Source organism: Rhodoflexus sp., assembly GCF_053489755.1.
Window position 1 is genome coordinate 1 of the sequence record NZ_JBRCHD010000054.1, and the last position, 16,983, is coordinate 16,983.

Annotated in this window: 12 protein-coding genes; 8 read left to right on the plus strand and 4 right to left on the minus strand. The window is 48.3% G+C overall.

Annotated features, from left to right (window positions below; all coding sequences use genetic code 11):
* Nucleotides 1–113: 113 nt before the first annotated feature.
* Nucleotides 114–1,796 (minus strand): ArnT family glycosyltransferase, encoded by a 1,683-nt coding sequence (locus ACWIP2_RS12455; RefSeq protein WP_448520266.1) that lies wholly within the window; start codon nt 1,794–1,796, stop codon nt 114–116.
* Nucleotides 1,797–1,901: 105 nt separating this feature from the next.
* Here ACWIP2_RS12455 and ACWIP2_RS12460 point away from each other — a divergent pair, with 105 nt between their 5' ends.
* The 5 genes from ACWIP2_RS12460 (at nt 1,902) to ACWIP2_RS12480 (ending at nt 7,491) form a co-directional block, all read left to right on the plus strand.
* Nucleotides 1,902–2,291, plus strand: coding sequence for an ArsR/SmtB family transcription factor (locus ACWIP2_RS12460; protein WP_448520267.1), 390 nt, complete (start codon nt 1,902–1,904; stop codon nt 2,289–2,291).
* 94 nt (nt 2,292–2,385) lie between these two features.
* Complete coding sequence (locus ACWIP2_RS12465; RefSeq protein ID WP_448520268.1) at nt 2,386–4,569, plus strand: ATP-binding protein; 2,184 nt, start codon at nt 2,386–2,388, stop codon at nt 4,567–4,569.
* Between the two features lie 4 nt (nt 4,570–4,573).
* The gene (locus ACWIP2_RS12470) at nt 4,574–5,773 is read left to right on the plus strand and encodes a response regulator (RefSeq protein ID WP_448520269.1); all 1,200 of its coding nucleotides are present in this window, start codon (nt 4,574–4,576) and stop codon (nt 5,771–5,773) included.
* A 2-nt stretch (nt 5,774–5,775) separates the two neighbouring features.
* The gene (locus ACWIP2_RS12475; protein WP_448520270.1) at nt 5,776–7,128 is read left to right on the plus strand and encodes a leucine-rich repeat domain-containing protein; all 1,353 of its coding nucleotides are present in this window, start codon (nt 5,776–5,778) and stop codon (nt 7,126–7,128) included.
* A gap of 39 nt (nt 7,129–7,167) precedes the next feature.
* Nucleotides 7,168–7,491 carry a Rieske (2Fe-2S) protein gene (locus ACWIP2_RS12480; RefSeq protein ID WP_448520271.1) on the plus strand — a complete coding sequence of 108 codons (324 nt, stop codon included), beginning with the start codon at nt 7,168–7,170 and terminating at the stop codon, nt 7,489–7,491.
* Nucleotides 7,492–7,493: 2 nt separating this feature from the next.
* Here the strand turns inward: ACWIP2_RS12480 and ACWIP2_RS12485 are convergent, their stop codons facing one another.
* Genes ACWIP2_RS12485 through ACWIP2_RS12495 form a run of 3 tightly spaced genes read right to left on the minus strand, consistent with a single transcriptional unit; the run spans nt 7,494 to nt 10,746 of the window.
* Nucleotides 7,494–8,342: a GWxTD domain-containing protein gene (locus ACWIP2_RS12485; protein ID WP_448520272.1), complete on the minus strand. Its 849-nt coding sequence runs from the start codon at nt 8,340–8,342 to the stop codon at nt 7,494–7,496.
* Nucleotides 8,343–8,353: 11 nt separating this feature from the next.
* The gene (locus ACWIP2_RS12490) at nt 8,354–9,280 is read right to left on the minus strand and encodes a hypothetical protein (protein WP_448520273.1); all 927 of its coding nucleotides are present in this window, start codon (nt 9,278–9,280) and stop codon (nt 8,354–8,356) included.
* Nucleotides 9,277–10,746 carry a leucyl aminopeptidase family protein gene (locus tag ACWIP2_RS12495; RefSeq protein ID WP_448520274.1) on the minus strand — a complete coding sequence of 490 codons (1,470 nt, stop codon included), beginning with the start codon at nt 10,744–10,746 and terminating at the stop codon, nt 9,277–9,279. Before ACWIP2_RS12495 ends, ACWIP2_RS12490 begins: the two co-directional genes overlap by 4 nt.
* Before the next feature lie 102 nt (nt 10,747–10,848).
* Between ACWIP2_RS12495 and ACWIP2_RS12500 the strand changes: the two genes are divergently transcribed.
* The 3 genes from ACWIP2_RS12500 (at nt 10,849) to ACWIP2_RS12510 (ending at nt 16,904) form a co-directional block, all read left to right on the plus strand.
* Entirely contained in the window at nt 10,849–11,493 is a 645-nt protein-coding gene (locus ACWIP2_RS12500; protein WP_448520275.1) for an O-methyltransferase, read from the plus strand.
* 68 nt (nt 11,494–11,561) lie between these two features.
* Nucleotides 11,562–14,678: a LysM peptidoglycan-binding domain-containing protein gene (locus tag ACWIP2_RS12505; protein ID WP_448520276.1), complete on the plus strand. Its 3,117-nt coding sequence runs from the start codon at nt 11,562–11,564 to the stop codon at nt 14,676–14,678.
* A 102-nt stretch (nt 14,679–14,780) separates the two neighbouring features.
* Nucleotides 14,781–16,904 (plus strand): M3 family metallopeptidase, encoded by a 2,124-nt coding sequence (locus ACWIP2_RS12510; RefSeq protein WP_448520277.1) that lies wholly within the window; start codon nt 14,781–14,783, stop codon nt 16,902–16,904.
* Nucleotides 16,905–16,983: the final 79 nt, after the last annotated feature.

Genomic DNA, 16,983 nt, shown 5'->3' on the forward strand with positions numbered 1-16,983 from the left:
TCTATTTTTTGTGCAAATCCATTGGCTAACAGGTAGTTCATTCCCTGAATATTGTCGCCGTGGATGAGCAGGTTGGTTTGTATCAGATTCGTGTCATGCTTCATGCCGCTATTCTACTCACTTTTCTCCCGTTTGTAAAACGCAAAACCGTTTTGTTCATACATGAATTGCAGCGTCGGGATGCCGTCTAACTCTGCGCGGCTGAAAATTTTACAAGCAATGTAAACATCTTTATCTATATTGCCATAGAACAAGTAATCTTGCCATGCCTGCCCGTCTTCGGTTTTGGGGCGCGTGTCGGGTTTGGTTTTGGCATAGAACCAGTGCGCATAGCTTCGGTAGCCATAGGTGTACACATAGCAATCTTTTCCTTCCAGTCGCTGAAAAAATGCCACGGGCGCGCCTTGCGTATATTGCACAATTTTAGGCAAGTACAGATACATTGTCATTGTTACCATGAGCGCCGTAGCGCCGAACAGCGCGATAACGCCTGCCTGTGCCTTTTCCCGATGGCTCAGTTGGCGGATGCCCCAAACCGTTCCGGCAAGGAAAATAATGCCTGTGATGCCCTCCCAGCCGTACCAGCGCACAACAGCATCCAGATTTGCCTGTGCAAAAGGATCGGCAGCGAGCAAAGGCTTCAAGGCAGCCACATTTTGCGCCAGCGAAGGCACTACAATCAGCACCAGCGCCCAGACAGAACCGATCGCCAACAGTCCGCCGCGCATCCATTTGTTACATGAGATATTGCCTTGCAGCAGTTCTTCCAGCGTTACAGCCGCCAGATAAGCCAGCGGAAAGTAGCACATAGACGAATAGTGGACAATTTTTGATTTGACAATAGTAAATAAAATCAGCACCACCCAGAAAAGAATCGTCATCCAGCGCTTAAAATCGGTTTGTGCCGTTTTTTCACCTGTCGGGCGCGGCATAGTCATGGCGCGGATAGCAAAAACAGAAGCAGGAAAGCAGCCCAGCAGCAGCACCACAAAGTGGTAGCCCGGAAAGCCCGCATGACCCGCGTCGGGCGTACTGAACAGGCGGTACTGGTATTTGGTAAATTCTATCGCCAGCCATGGCCCGTTTTTTAGCGTTTCTATGCCGTACCAAATCAGCATCGCCGAAGAACTGATGAGCGCGTAAGCGGCAAAATGCCCGATGTGCGCATACCAGCGAAAACGCTCCAGCACCCAATATACACCAAGGCAAAGTCCGGCAATAATGAGCGCGGCAGGGCCCTTGGTCAGGATAGCCAGCGAAAGCCACAGCCCGCCGATGATGAGGTAGTACCACGCGCCGCATTGCAGCGAAATACCCTTAATGCCGTCTTTACGCCAGTAAAACAGTACAAAAAAGTACAAGCCCAAAAAAATAAACAGGTTGAACCAAGGGTCAATGATGCCGGAACGGAAATACAGATGCGGCAGGATAGAACCAAAGTACGCACCTGCCCAAAGCAAGCCAAAGCGCGTACCTTTCAGCCGCGCCCCGATTTGGAAGAGCAGCACCAGCGTAACAACGCCGCAAACCGCATTGGGAAAGCGGGCGGCGTATTCGCCAATGCCGAAAATTTGCATCGCTATTGCCTGCAACCAAAAAAAGAAGGGCGGTTTTTCCCAGAACGGCAGGTAATCTATATGCACGCGCAGGTAGTCCCCCAATTCAATCATCTCGCGGGCGCATTCGGCAAAGTTTACCTCGTCCCAGTCAAAAAGGCTGATGCCACCCAAAAAAGGCATAAACGTAACAGCAGCGACAAAGGCAATGAGCCACGAAATTTTTTGATTGGCAGGCATCACAAATTTTTTTCTGCAAAGCTAAACCGATTTGCGATTGTTGATTTGCGATTTGTGGATTGCAGTTATTGTTTTTTGTTTATATTTGCCTAAACGCATAATCAAATGAAGGTAAAACACTTTAACCTGAGCGTAGGTGAGCAATTTTTTAAAGCATTAGGCGATGAGTCGCGCCTGCGGATTTTATTCCTTTTGTACAAGAATAAAGAAATGTGCATTTCCGATCTGGAATTGGTGTTAGAATTTACCCAAACAAAAATTTCGCGCCACATGGCTTACATGCGCAGCGCCGGATTAGTCAACTATCGGAAAATAGATCAGTGGGTTTTTTACAGCATTAAAGATGAACTGAGCGAATTTATTGAGCAGATTTTTAAGTACCTGAACAAAGACACCGACCTGCAAAAAGATCTGAAAATCTACCATACACTGCTTTCCAACCGCGAACTGGCGGCTAATCGCATCTTATTTGGGCAAGCCAACCGCTGGAGCTGAGCTTATGAGAATACTGTAAGATTTTACTGGTAAAATTCAATTTTATACCAAAAAGCAGTAATTTAGCACACTTTCATATTGACCTGCTGCGCTAATGGCTTTACTGCGAACTTTATTGTTGATCTTATTGCTACAAGGACTCATCCTATCTCTGACAGCACAGAACGAGGTATTGCTGCATGGAAAGGTAGTCTTTGACGATGGTCGCCCGGCTGCTAATGTTGAGTTTCAGATAGATAACTTACGCAAATTTTATACAGACAGAAAAGGGCAGTTTGGCAGCATGGTTCCTGCCTCGTTTGCCCCTCCCGATAAAATTCAATTTACCGACCACGCATACGAGACTACCACCTGGTCATACGACGCTGAGCAGCGTTTTCTGCAAATCAATATCCGCACCGTACAGCACATGCAGCTAACAGGGCGAGTAGTAACACGCAGTGGCGAACCGATAGCTAATGCACTGATAACGCTTACTATCAACGGATCGGAAACACCCAGCCAGCCGAGCGATGCAAACGGCTACTTCTTAATTGCTGTTACAGGTCAGACGAAACTATCCGCCCAGCCGCTTGTAAAGGTAAACGGAGCGCCCGTAATGCCGAAAGATGTCAGCATCACAGAGACTAAGCAAGGGTATTTTTTGCGGATCTACGACGAACCTTCTTCAGCTACTACCTATGCAGTTATTGTTTACAACAACCAAAAGCAGATTGAGGTTGATGCCCGCATCATTTACAATAAGCAGGAATTTATGGCCGACAACAAAGGGGTGATCTACATCCCCCTTTCAACAATTCAGGACATGCAGCGGCTAAAGGTTGTAGGCGCTACTGTTACGGCGCGCAAGCTAAGTACCCCGCTCAGGCGTATCAGCCTTTACACTGCCCCTATTGCCGCACCTCGTCCGATGGATTCCTCGCAGATTTACATACAACTCTTTGACGAAGTTACTCGCATCATGGAAAGCAATAAATCGAAAATAGAAAACTATAACAGTTTGGTCATCGGCGAAATCAATAGCCTGTCCAGACGCTTTTCCAACGATGCTAACATCCATCCCGTCGAGGCTCGCCGCTACATGCAACGCATGGAAGCACTTGAGCAGTTGCTGCTTACCAATCATCATCTGATCAGCAACGGCAATGAGCAAACCCATCGCGCCCTGCTACGCCTCAAAGAGGCTATCGCTGCCAAAGACTCGCTTGCGCGCATGGCAAACGTTCAGGTTGCGAATCTGGAGCGCATAAATGCAGAGTTGGACCGGGCCAATAAACGCATAGAGAACGATGCCCGCAACCAACTCATGGTTGCCGCTGCGCTAATTGTAACATTCCTCTCGATGAGCATGGCAATCGGCTACTATTACAGGCGCACAGTTCGCCAAAAGCAAGAGTTGGAAGCCACAAATGCCGAACTGACCACTACGCTGACCACACTCAAAAAAACGCAGGCACAGTTGGTACAGCAAGACCGCATGACCTCGCTGGGGCAAATGGCGGCAGGTATTGCACACGAGATTAACAATCCTATCAATTTTATTTATGCAGGAGCAGATTCGCTGCGCCGCAACTTTGCCGATTTGAAACAGCTATTAACCATTTACGGCAATCCTGTTCTACACAACGGCAGCCGTCAGAAAGCCATTGAGGAGTGGGAAAGTATGCATCACAACGCCGAAGTATTGATTGAAGAAAGCGACGAACTAGTAGCAAGCCTGAAACGCGGCGCTACCCGCACTTTTGAAATTGTACAAGGGCTGCGCACTTTTGCCCGCATTGACGAAGAGAATCTTATCAAGATGGTTGATATTGAGGTCGGGCTTAGCAACGTACTCATGTTAATGAGCGGACAACTACCGCCCAACATCCGCATAGAAACCCGCTATGCAGGTGTTCCTAAGATAGAATGCTACCCTGCCCGATTGAATCAGGTCTTTCTTAACCTGCTTGTTAATGCGATTGAAGCAGTGGATGATAGGGGTGTAATCACTGTTTCAACTCACTACCCCGCCCGGAACGTATGTCCCAATACCCCACTTTATGAAGCAGTAGCTATCACTATTGCCGATACCGGAAGAGGCATTTCGCAAAAGAATCTGCAACACATTTTTGACCCCTTCTTTACAACTAAAGAAATCGGCGACGGACGCGGTCTGGGGCTTTCTATTGCGCTCAGCATCGTCAAAGAACACGGCGGCAATATCATTGCCCAAAGTCAGGAAGGCAAAGGCAGTCAATTTATTATTATATTGCCCTGCCAACTAAATCAGACTTAGCAATATGATGCTCGCGCCTAAGCTGGCAAGAATCCTATACGTAGATGATGAGATTGATAATCTGACCATCTTCAAAGCAGCTTTTCGCAAGTTATACCATATCCATACGGCGCTTTCGGCAAAAGAAGCGTTGCAAAAAATGCGCTCGCAATCTCCCGAAGAAGCGTTCGATATTTTGATTACCGACCAGCGAATGCCCGAAATGACAGGTGTAGAACTGCTGGAAATTGCAGCCCTTGAGTTTCCGCAAACGGTACGGATGATGCTAACAGGCTACTCGGATATGGAAGCCATCATCCGCGCTATTAACAAGGGGCGCATTTTCCGCTACCTAACCAAACCTTGGGAAATTGATGCCCTGCGCCTTACGATAGACGAAGCCTTTCTCATGGCTCAACAGCAGCGACAGCAAGCAGCCTTTGAGCCGCTACCCCAACCACCGGCACCGCAGGTTTCCGTTTTGGCACAGCTACAACAGGTAATGCTACCTACCGAAGAATCGCTGAAAGCTGTTGCCACAGATGCTCTATTGTTTAGCCCACAAGCCGAAGGAGCAGAAAAATCGTTGCTGATATTCTACCGCTTTGCCGACCAAAGTCAGAGCCTGCTGGTAATGGCTGCAAACTCCAACGAAACATCGCTGAAGGGAACACTGTTCACCCTCTTAGTCAGGCATCTGGCCGACCATATCGTCATTCAAGGCATCCGACAGCCTGCGGAGCTACTCGCCGAGTTGCAACTCAATTTCTGCACAGTATCGCGCATCATGCCTTATGTAGTAGATCTGGCAATAGGGGCGCTCCTTATCCACCATGCCGATAAAAGTATAGTCTATGCAGGGGCAGGACAGGATCTGCTGCTCGCAGCAGGTGGTAAATCTGAGTGGCTACAAGGATTGCCCCAACCCTTAGGGAAGGAAAATAATGCCTTCAGCACCGATGACTTTCAGCAGCACATCAGGCGATTGCCACCACACAACTTTATTTATATGGCTACACAAGGCATGATTGAGCAACTGTGTGGCTTGAAAAACAATTCGTTTAGAAAGAATTATTTTGCGCAAATACTTGAAGAGATGCACAGCCTGAGCGGTGCACGGCAAAAGCAGTTGCTCCAATCGCTCTGGGACGAGTGGCAGGCACAGCAGGAAAGTCTCCTGCACAGCCCCTCTACTGATGCGCTCTTGATTGGAATAAGTATCTGACAATGAATAACTTACTGCGAATTATTCTCTCTACCTGCGCCTTAATTTCAGGGAAGATCACCTGTGCTCAGTTCGTTTCGCCGCTCATGCTGCGCAACAACACTGCCACTATAACAGCCGCAACCTCAACACGCAAGGACACCATTTTGCACCTCAATCTGGCAGAACAAAAACTATCTGCCATTCCTCAGTGGGTCTATGAATGCAACAACCTACAGACACTCGATCTAAGCCGCAACCCTATCAGCGAGTTGCCGCGCCGCCTGAACCGCCTGAAAAATCTGCGAAAAATCACCTTAGACGGCATGAACATACAATCGCGGCGCATCGAGCCGGACAGTATTTTGCAGGCACGACTCAAAACCATGAGCGCCGCCCACCAACGACAGGTATTAGACAGCCTGAACCTGCTCAGTGTGCGCCTGATAGAAGAAATTCAACCGCAACAGCTCAAAATTGGCTGCCTGCGCCATGTTCGCACATTGATCATTAACAACCGCTACTTAGACGAGCTGCCGCGCATCTGGAAAATCAGCAGGTTAGACACCCTCAACGCGAGCCGCAACCGCCTGACAACTTTGCCGCGCCAAATAAAGCGGATGCGCAATCTGTCGGCGCTGTATTTGGACTACAACCGCTTCAACGATAACAGCACGTGGCACTCACTACCAAAACTGAAGAAATTAAGCCTGATTTCCAATCAGTTAGAAACGCTTCCGGCAACAATCGGACAGTATCGCTCCTTGCTTTCCATCAATGTAGCAGGCAACCGAATAGCGCAGGTAGCCCCCGAAATTTCCAACTTGCAGCAGTTGCGGCAGATCATCCTTTACGGCAACAAGCTAACTGCTATCCCCGATTGCATATTCGATCTGCGCCAATTAGAGGAATTAGATGTTTACATGAACCAAATCAAGGAAGTTCCAGACAAAATCAGTCGGCTGCAAAACCTCACGCACCTGTATCTGTCTTTCAATCAGATTGAAAAACTGCCCGAAAGCATCGCTACTTTGCAGCAGCTAAAAGGCTTGTATGCTCATCGGAATCGCCTCAGCAGCCTTAGCGATAGCTACGCTGCGCTGCAAAACTTGGAGGTACTTCGCTTGCAGGAAAATCGCTTGAGTATTTTTCCGTCCTTTGTGTTGCAGTTGCCTAATATCCGCGAAATCAATCTGGCACAAAACCAACTTTCAGACCTGCCGATAGACGCACTGATGCAGTTGCCGCAACTTGCATTTTTTCATGCCAACGACAATCCCTTTGTTCCTGATTTTCTGGAAAGCCGATCTGTGAAAGATTTTTTACAAAAAGCCAAAACGCGACAACTAAACTATGTAGTAACGGGCAAAGACTAAGCGCAAAGTATGTAAATTTGCTTTTAATCCCTTACAAACGTGTCTAAGTACGTCATTTTCCCAACGTTGGCAGCAGCCGAGGAGCAAGTGCCGCTCTATACAACCGCATTACTTCGCACGGGTCAATTTGAAATTTGTTTAGCCCATACAGATGAAGGATTTTTTGCTGTCAGCAACGAATGTACCCATCAGCGAGCTTCTATGCACAAAGGCAAAGTAGTTTCGCAGGCGAAAATTTTATGTCCTTGGCATGGCTACACTTTCTCGCTGCGCAGTGGCGAGGAACTTTCCGGGCATGGTTGCCGTGCGCTCCGCACCTACCCTATCAGTATTTCAGACAAAGGAGTCGAAATTGAGATCTGAGATCAGTTAGCAATCAGCCCTTGTCGCCAGCGATCTACATACTCGTACCAGACATCGCGGTAGCGGGCATTCCTAATCAAATCGTAATGCACGCCTGTAAACTGGTTGGCTTTGGGCTGGAAGGTAAAACGGATGGCATTTTTGCCCGATGTGCGGTATTCCCACTCTTCACCTTTGGCGGTGCGGTTCAGACCTGTAGGTTCGCCGAAGATGATGTAGATCATGCCCATGTCGGTTTTCCAGCCTTCTTTGTAGGTCGTAAAGTGGCGGTTGGCATGCTCTACGCGCTGGTAGAACAGCCGAATCATGCGGCGTGCATTCTCTTCGTTGCCGCCCAGACGCAGCCAGTAATTGTCTAAGGCGGCTTTTTTGTCGCGGCTGTTGCTGATTTCGGCAATTTCATCGTTGGTAGAAATATATACCAATGCGGCCAGCACATCGTCTATGCGACGCAACTTGGGAAAAGCGCGATCTGCGATGATGAAGCCCGTACCAATGGCAGTAGTTGTATCCGACTGGGCAAAATAAAGCCCCGTAGGCAGCATAAAATCCGTACCGACAGCGATGCTAAAAAGCGAATCTACAGCAAGATCTGGCCGCGACGGCGGCAGATTTACCTGCATAGGTGGCAATGCTACCTGAAAGTCTGACTTGAGCCGATAGACAAAGATTTCGCGGGCAGCCTCTCCCGTAAAGCGCAAGGTATCGCTCTCGGTAGCAAAATTACCGCTTACAGGCTGTATGCCAAGCGAGGGATTATTTTTCACAACAGCAAAAGGCAGCTTTTGTCCGAAAGCAGCCAAAGGCATCCACAGCGCCAGCAGGGCAAGTTTTTTTATCAGATTTTGCATCATAAGTTTACTTAATTCATATCCTTCAAATTACTACTGGTTACGAGGCATTTGTACAAATTGTTACCTGTAGCAAGCACCTCGTTGTGCCCGAGTATGCTCTGGATAAATATGACGCGGTTTTTTTCCATCTCTACCAGCGATCCGTCTATCTCTTTGAAAGAAGCAAAAGGTATGCGCCATGCCTTCATTACACTCATCATATCCATGCTTTGTTTTTCTGTGCCGCCTTCGGCAGGCGAGGTAATGGCTACAAATCGGGCAGTTTTGTTGCGGTCTATCCACAAAATGAACTTTTCAAATTGTCCATACAACCCGTCGAACAAGTAAACCTCCTTGATATCTATGCCGCCGTGCATCAGAATATGTGCCATTACGCGATAAGCGCCGCTATGCCCTGCAATGACAATTGTCCCTATGCGCGGATTGTTTCGGATAACTTTGTCAGCAGCTAATTTTAGGCAGATCTCATTGATAAATGCAGCAAAAAGCCCTGCGCGTTCCAACTTTCCCCCGTGCGAATCAGGAGCATTTTTAGGCCCCTGCGGAATTATCAGTATGGCATTCTTATTGGCCTGTATAAACTGATTGATCAAGCTGAATTGTACAATGGCACTGTCGGGATTATTGTTCCAACCGTGGAAGTAAACAACTATGTCTATCTCGCGCCCCGGAATGAATTTCCTTGGGATAAAAACCAGCGTAGTGCTGTCCATGTAGTGATCCTCAGCAGGGTACAGTTTGCCGTTGTAGGTATGTCCCTGAGCGCGTTCAGGCGCAGGAAAAGGCGCGTTGCTGAGTTGCAAGCGATACATTTTCCCAAAGGCATGGTAGAGCGTGTCTATGTCTGCCCCAGAACTGTCTTGTGCCGATGCTATACCAATTGTCAGACAACTTACCGCGATGGTGGCAAGGTATTTCGAAAAGAAACATTTCATAGCGCTTTTAAAAATTCAGTAATCAATCGCACTCCAAAGGCAGTTGCGCTGCGGCCGCCCGCAAAGGGGGAGTCTCCAAAGGCAGTACCGGCAATATCTATGTGCGCCCATGCAGGGTGTTGATTTGTAAACTTTTCGATCAGTTTAGCAGCTGTAATCGCCCCTGCGGGTCTGCCGCCATAGTTTTTCACATCTGCCATGTCCGAACGCACCAGACTATCGTAATCGTCCCACAAAGGCAAGCGCCACACGCGCTCTCCTGAAACCTGTCCCGATTTTTCCAGTAAGCCCGCCAACTCATCATTATTGGTAAAGAGACCTGCCGCGTGGTAGCCCAAAGCGAAAATACAAGCTCCCGTCAGCGTAGCAATATCTATCATAATATCGGGCTGGAAGTTTTTAGCCAAGTAAGCTACCCCATCTGCCAGAATCATGCGCCCTTCTGCATCCGTATCATCTACTTCAATGCTCATGCCGTTGTAGGCTTGTATAATATCTCCGGGCTGCATGGCTTTGCCGTCGGGTTTGTTGTCTGTAGCAGGCACAATACCGATCAGGCGCACGGGCAGTTGCAAACGCGCCGCCGCTTCCATTGCCCCTATTACAGCCGCCGCCCCACCCATATCGCTTTTCATCCAGCCCATATTAGCGCCGTCTTTGAGCGTAATGCCGCCCGTATCGAAAGTAATACCTTTACCTACTAAACCTACTGTTTTAATAGGCTGTTTGTTGGCGGGTTCATATTCCATGATGGTAAAAGTCGGCGGCAGTTCGCTGCCCTGATTAACGGCCAGCAGCGCTCCCAGTCCTTCGCGTTCGATCTCCGATTTGTGCAGCACTCGAACCTTGTAACCGTACCTGTTGCCGCTTGCAAGAGCAGCCTCAGCCAATGCAAGTGCATCCATCCGGTTGCTGGGCATATTCACCCAATCCATTACCGATAGCTGTACTTCGGCAATGTGTCTGCCTTCTTCAAATGCGGCTTGTGCCATGCCTTGTAAATGCTCAGGGACGATAATGCTCAGGTTGGGCAGTAATTTTTCCGTTGGAGGACTTAGTTTGTACTTGCCAATCTGATAAGTACCCAGCAACATAGCAGGCACGGCAGCAACAAAGGCTTGCAGGTTTGCCATGCAAGCAACCGATTGCCCCAAATCAATAGACAGATGCGGCAATAACTTATCGCTATGCTTGTGAACCAGCAGGCGCATCGTTTTGCGAAACACCTCCGCCTGCGCCCACTCGCCCAAACCAAGTAGTAGCAAACGGCCTACGTGCGGATGATCGGGCAGCAGCAAAGAAGCAATTTCTTCTTTCTGCGCTTTGAATTCCTGTCTGAGAAAATCGGTATTCAGGCGGTAGCGAGCAGCAATTTCGCCGACGGCAGCCTCCCATTCGGAAGTGGTAAAAGGCAGCAGCAGATGTGTAGGCTGTGTAGGTAGCAGGTGCGTAAAAGTTGCTTGCATGGGCATAAAAACAAATGAGAACAAAACTTGGATAAATGGTAAACTCTTGTCTACCTTTACTTTACATTTATCGGATAAATCAAAACTTTAAGCCAGTTGATTATGAGAAGCCGTTGGGAACAGATCGCAGCAGAACAATATGCAGAGGCGCATACAACACCGGAGCTGCCTGTGCTGCAACGGCTTGTTCGGGAAACACACCTAAAAACCGTTCTCCCCCGTATGCTGTCCGGGCATTTGCAGGGCGCATTGCTGACCATGTTTTCCGAAATGATTCGCCCAACAAATATATTGGAAATCGGCACATTTACAGGTTATTCGGCGATTTGTCTGGCGCAAGGCCTTGCTGAAAACGGGCGACTAATCACCATAGACAATAACGAAGAGACACAGGAAATAGCCCGCCGCTACTTCGAAGCAGCAGGCATAGCCGCGCAAATAGACATCAGAACAGGCGATGCGGCACAGATATTGCCCTTGTTAGATACTACGTTTGACATCGTTTTTATTGATGCAGACAAGCGTAAAAATGCCGACTATTACGAAATGGCATTGCCAAAGGTTAGGAAAGGTGGCTATTTGCTGATTGACAACGTTTTGTGGAGCGGCAAGGTAATCCCGCCCGCAGCTACAGACAAAGATACTGCAACGATTGCAGCCTTCAACCGTATGGTACATGAAGACAATCGCGTTAAAAATGTGTTGTTACCCATCCGCGATGGACTGCTAATTGCGCAAAAACTATAGTAAAGTTCTCAACCCCCGGAATAGTTATGAATATGAACAAGTTATTTTTTCTGCTTTGCTTCCTCCTCATGGATACACTTCAGCTGGTAGCACAAGAACTGACAGTCCCTTCGCAAATGCGATTCGCCGATATGGAGCTGCTCATAGAGCCGAGTACCCGCAACAGGATTCAGAACCGCGCGAATCAGTTGATTGGCAATTGGTCGTCGTATAGGGAACTTTCGGAGCGCAACCAACTCTTTGGGCCACTGATCTCGCAGGTGCTACGCGAGGAGGGCTGCCACGACGACATGATCTATCTGGCGATGCAACTCAGCGGGCTTTCTGCGGATGCTACCTCGCCGCGTATGCCCGGTGCAGTGGGATTCTGGCTCATCACACCCGAACTTGCACAAAGCGCATCGCTCACGCGCAAACTGCAAATCAATAACACGATTGATGAACGCAAAAACCTGCTCTTGGCAACCCGAGCCTTTGCAGAAGCAATCAAACAGCAAAACTATGCGCTGCGCAACTGGCTCTTTAGCGCACTTGCCTATCAAGTAGGTTCTGATAATGTTTTTGCAAGGATAGATCGCTCCAAAATAGGCGTAAGTCAGATGGACATTGATGCAAAAACCGATGACCTGATTATTGATCTGTTGGCATATACTTTTGTCTTCCGCAATCAACAGGATAAACCTACGCCGTCTATTCAACTGTTGGTTTACCGCGAAACACAAGGCAAAACGCTGGAGTCTATCGCACGCGCTACCAGCCTGCCCGTAGAGCAGGTGCGCTATTACAACTCATGGCTGCTTGGCAGGGCTATACCAAGCGGACAGAATCTGCCCGTATATCTGCCCGTTCCTCTGGAGCGCGTAAGTACTGTAAGTGCCATCCTGAAAATCGAAGATGCAGGACAAGGTCTTATGGCTACAGCAGGTAAAATTGCAACTAATGAAAATCCTTTTCCTGTCATTACTAACCGCATTGATCGCCGCATAGGCAGCAAAGATTTCACCTTTGCAACGATTAATGGTATTTCGGGCATGGTTGCTGCCGATGCGCAAAGCATGGACGATCTGGCAGCAGCATCTAAAGTCAGCAAAAACCGCCTGATTCGTTGGAACGACTTCGACAGTCCCGACGCACGCCTCGAAGCAGGTCAGGTAATATATCTGAAAGCCAAAAACAGTAAAGGCCCGGTGAAAGAGCACTTGGCTATGCCGGGCGAGTCTTTATGGTCTGTTTCGCAAATGTATGGCATCAGGATGAGCAGCCTGATGCAACTGAATCGCATCAGTAAAAATGAAACCTTACAGCCTGGACGGGTATTGCTGTTGCAAACGCGCTTAGCAAAAAATGCACAACCGGAGATCAGACCACTGCCCGCAGTAAACCCCACAGTTGTCCAAAACGACCCAGCCTTCCGTTCAGATAATACGATGGATCCTAATGCAAATGCCCTATCAAGCGGCATTCACATCGTGCAACCCGGCGAATCCATCTATGATATTGCTGTTAAGTACAACGTAGGTATTACCGATCTGCGCCGTTGGAATGGCATCACAGGCTTTTCCATTGCTTCAGGCATGGAACTGAAAATTCGCGGGGAAGGTTCTTCGACGACACCTGTGGAAACTACAATTGCAAGCACGACTACAGACAGCGCGATGATAAACCTGCCCACAAGCGATATTGATGTGATGTCTGATACACAAAATCAACCTACACATATCGTAAAACCGGGCGATAATATCTATTCCATTGCTATGCGATACGGCATTAAGTTGGACGATATACGTCGCTGGAACGACCTCCAACTAACCAGTACGATCAAGCCAGGCGACGTTCTCAAACTGTACGATCCTTCGGAAGCACCTATTATTGCTGGAGGTGCGCAACAACTCAACGTAGTAAGTAGCAATACGAGCGGCACAACAACCAATGTACAACGACACATTGTGCAGCGCGGCGAAAACCTGACCCGCATTGCTGCCCGTTATGGTGTATCAGTAGCCAATATCCGCGCATGGAACAACCTGCAAACCGATGCGCTGGCAATCAATCAGGAGTTAATTGTAAGCAACCCCGAAGGCACTACGAGTGCCGCTCCTAACACTGCAGCTACCACAAGCACGCCCATCAACATCATGCCACAGGGCAGTACAGCACCTGCCAACAATACAGGAAAGCACTTGGTAATATTTGGTGAATCCGTAGAAGACATCACGCGCAAATACGGCATCAGCACCGATGATTTCTATCGTTGGAATGCTAATATTCCTGTAGGGAGAACTGCACTTGATCCGGGTTCTACAGTTTTTGTGGCTGATCCTGCAATGGTCAGCGGCGGCGGAGTGAATGTAACCCCACAACCATTAACCCCGCCTGTTGCCAATACAGCAACTTCGCAACCTACAGCCGCCACAGGAATCATACCTATAAGTAATGCACCGGCTACTGCCGCTGTGCAGCCAACTTCGGCTTATATTGTGCAACCGGGCGAAACACTGTTCAGCATTTCGCGCAAATTCAACATACCTGTAACCGATCTGATGCGCTGGAACGGCATGGATATGAACACCCGCCTTCAGATAGGTCAGGCAATTAGCCTGCAAGCTCCGGGCAGCATTGCAGCTATCAACGTGAGCAATAATGCCACTATGCTTTCCAATGTTTCAGAACCTGTAGCAGGTAATACCCGCGGCGCTGCCATCGTGTCTGCCTCAGCAAATCCGGCGACCAATACCGAAGAAGCCAGAATTTACACCACTGTTCCGGGTGATAACATCTACGACCTCGCCAACCGCTTTGGCGTGCGTTTGAACGACTTCCGCCGATGGAACAACATCCCTCCGGGTGTATTTTCACTGCCTGCGGGTACTCCTGTAGCCATCAATGAGTCAGCAGCCGCGCAAGTAGAAGCTATGAAAGCACAAGCAGCACAGCAGTCTTCAGCCATCATTATTTCACAGGCGACGCGCGGCAGTGCAACGGCTACGCGCCCTGCCCCATCGCAACACATAGCGACAGCAACAACTACAGGCAAAGGCTCGATCATTTACCACGTTGTCAATAAAGGTGAAACGCTTTTCAGCATTGCAAGAAAATACAATGTGAAAGTAAGTCAGATCAGATCTTGGAATAACATGAAAAATGATCAGATCAATGTCGGCTCGCGCATTATCGTAAGCCGGTAAGCCGCGATTTCCCCGATCGAAAAAAGCCCCATGCTAACTGCCTTGGGGCTTTTTTCGTACATTTGCCTGTACAATATTTGTTATACTCATTATCCGGTTTGTATGAAAATACGCTTTAAACCTGTCCGGCTGCTGGTAGCAGCGGCAGGACTCTCACTATTAACCGCTCAACAACAAGTACCCAAACCTATGATGAACGATAATCCGTTTTTCTCAGCATTCAATACCCCACACGAAACACTGCCATTTGATAGAATCAAATTGGAGCATCTGATGCCTGCTTTGCAGGAAGCACTCGCACAAGGCAGAAAAGAGATAGACGCTATTGCCAACAACAGCAAAGCTCCCACTTTTGAAAATACGATCGTAGCGCTGGATCAGGCAGGCGAAATGCTTGACAAAGTACAAAGCGCGATGTTCAACCTGAACAGTGCAGAGACCAGCCCCGAATTGCAGAAGATCGTCAAAGAAGCCTCTCCGCTGCTTTCAGAATACAGCAACGACATCCTGCTCAACGCCAAGTTGTTCGATCGCATCAAAAAACTCTACGAACAGCGCAGCAAGTTGAAGTTAGATGCAGAAGGTATGACCTTATTGGAGAAAACCTACAAACAATTTGCCCGCAACGGTGCTAACCTGAACGAGGCAGACAAAGCAAAACTCCGCGAAATCAGTAAGCGCCTTTCCGAACTCTCACTCACTTTCGGCGAAAACGTTCTCAAAGAGACCAACGATTTCGCCATGCAACTAACCGATGAAAAAGATCTGGCAGGTCTGCCCGATTTTGTCAAAGACGCTGCCCGCCTGACAGCTAAGCAGAGAAATATGGAAGGCTGGGTATTCACCTTGCAGCAACCCAGCTACGGGCCGTTTATGACCTACAGCGAAAACCGCGAGTTGCGCAAAAAAATGTTTATTGCTTTCTCTTCCCGCGCAGCCAAAGGCAACGAAAATGATAATCAGGCAATTATCAAAGAAATCGTTAAGTTGCGCCACGAACGCGCCAAACTACTGGGCTATGCCTCCCATGCACAGTTTGTACTCGAAGAGCGCATGGCCGGCTCGCCTGAAAAAGTAGATAGCTTCTTAGAAGAACTCTACAACTACGCCAAGCCTATTGCTGACAAACAAATGAGCGAACTTTTGGAATATGCTAAGAAAAACGGCTTCACAGAAGATCGCCTCCAGCGTTGGGACTACGGATTTTATGCCGAAAAACTCAAAAAAGAAAAATTTGGTATTGACAACGAAGCCCTGAAGCCTTATTTCAAACTCGAAAACGTTGTTCAGGGCACGTTTACCATCGCCAACAAATTGTTTGGGCTGACTTTCAAAGAAAATGAGCAGATTCCGGTTTATCATCCGGAGGTAAAAGCCTATGAGGTTTTTGATGCCAACGGTAAGTTTGTAGCCGTTTACTATGCAGATTTCTTCCCCCGCGAAGGCAAGCGCGGCGGCGCATGGATGACCAGCTACCGCGATCAGTACGTAAAGAACGGCAAAGATGTGCGCCCGCACGTATCTATCGTTTGTAACTTTACCAAACCTACCGAAACGATGCCCTCTTTGCTCACTTTCGACGAGGTAACAACGCTTTTCCACGAGTTTGGCCATGCACTGCACGGGATGCTTTCACAATGCAAGTATAAGGCAACATCGGGTACAAGCGTGTATTGGGATTTTGTAGAACTTCCTTCGCAAATCATGGAAAACTGGTGCTATGAGAAAGAAGCGCTGGATCTTTTTGCACGCCATTACCAAACCAACGAGGCAATTCCTCAGGATTATATCCAAAAGATTATAGCGAGCGCCAACTTTATGGAAGGTTTTGCTACCCTGCGTCAGTTGAGTTTTGGTATGCTGGATATGGCTTACCATAGAAAAGCACAGGAAATTGAGGATGTAAATGCTTTTGAAAAAGCAGCGATCGAAAAGACCAACCTTTTCCCCGACGTAGCAGGCATTAGCACAAGCACAGCGTTTAGCCACGTATTTGCGGGCGGCTACTCTGCGGGCTACTACAGCTACAAGTGGGCAGGAGTACTCGATGCAGATGCCTTCGATCTGTTCAAAGAAAAAGGCATTTTCAACAAAGAAGTTGCCGAGTCGTTCCGCGCCAATATCCTTTCCAAAGGCGGCAGCGAACACCCAATGACGCTCTATAAGCGCTTCAGAGGCGCTGAACCTTCACCTAAGGCGCTGTTGAAGCGTTCCGGTTTGCTGTAAGCCAAATGCCAAGAAAGAGGCTGTCCAAAAAGGCTGAATGTAGCACAGACTTTAGTCTGTAAAAATTTGATTATCAATT

Bases quoted from the DNA above. Each gene is read 5' to 3' on its own strand.
- ACWIP2_RS12460 (WP_448520267.1), top strand. From the start codon at position 1,902: ATGAAGGTAAAACACTTTAACCTGAGCGTAGGTGAGCAATTTTTTAAA.
- ACWIP2_RS12475 (WP_448520270.1), top strand. From the start codon at position 5,776: ATGAATAACTTACTGCGAATTATTCTCTCTACCTGCGCCTTAATTTCA.
- ACWIP2_RS12490 (WP_448520273.1), bottom strand. From the start codon at position 9,280: ATGAAATGTTTCTTTTCGAAATACCTTGCCACCATCGCGGTAAGTTGT.
- ACWIP2_RS12500 (WP_448520275.1), top strand. From the start codon at position 10,849: ATGAGAAGCCGTTGGGAACAGATCGCAGCAGAACAATATGCAGAGGCG.
- ACWIP2_RS12455 (WP_448520266.1), bottom strand. From the start codon at position 1,796: ATGCCTGCCAATCAAAAAATTTCGTGGCTCATTGCCTTTGTCGCTGCT.
- ACWIP2_RS12510 (WP_448520277.1), top strand. From the start codon at position 14,781: ATGAAAATACGCTTTAAACCTGTCCGGCTGCTGGTAGCAGCGGCAGGA.
- ACWIP2_RS12505 (WP_448520276.1), top strand. From the start codon at position 11,562: ATGGATACACTTCAGCTGGTAGCACAAGAACTGACAGTCCCTTCGCAA.
- ACWIP2_RS12470 (WP_448520269.1), top strand. From the start codon at position 4,574: ATGATGCTCGCGCCTAAGCTGGCAAGAATCCTATACGTAGATGATGAG.
- ACWIP2_RS12485 (WP_448520272.1), bottom strand. From the start codon at position 8,342: ATGCAAAATCTGATAAAAAAACTTGCCCTGCTGGCGCTGTGGATGCCT.
- ACWIP2_RS12465 (WP_448520268.1), top strand. From the start codon at position 2,386: ATGGCTTTACTGCGAACTTTATTGTTGATCTTATTGCTACAAGGACTC.
- ACWIP2_RS12495 (WP_448520274.1), bottom strand. From the start codon at position 10,746: ATGCAAGCAACTTTTACGCACCTGCTACCTACACAGCCTACACATCTG.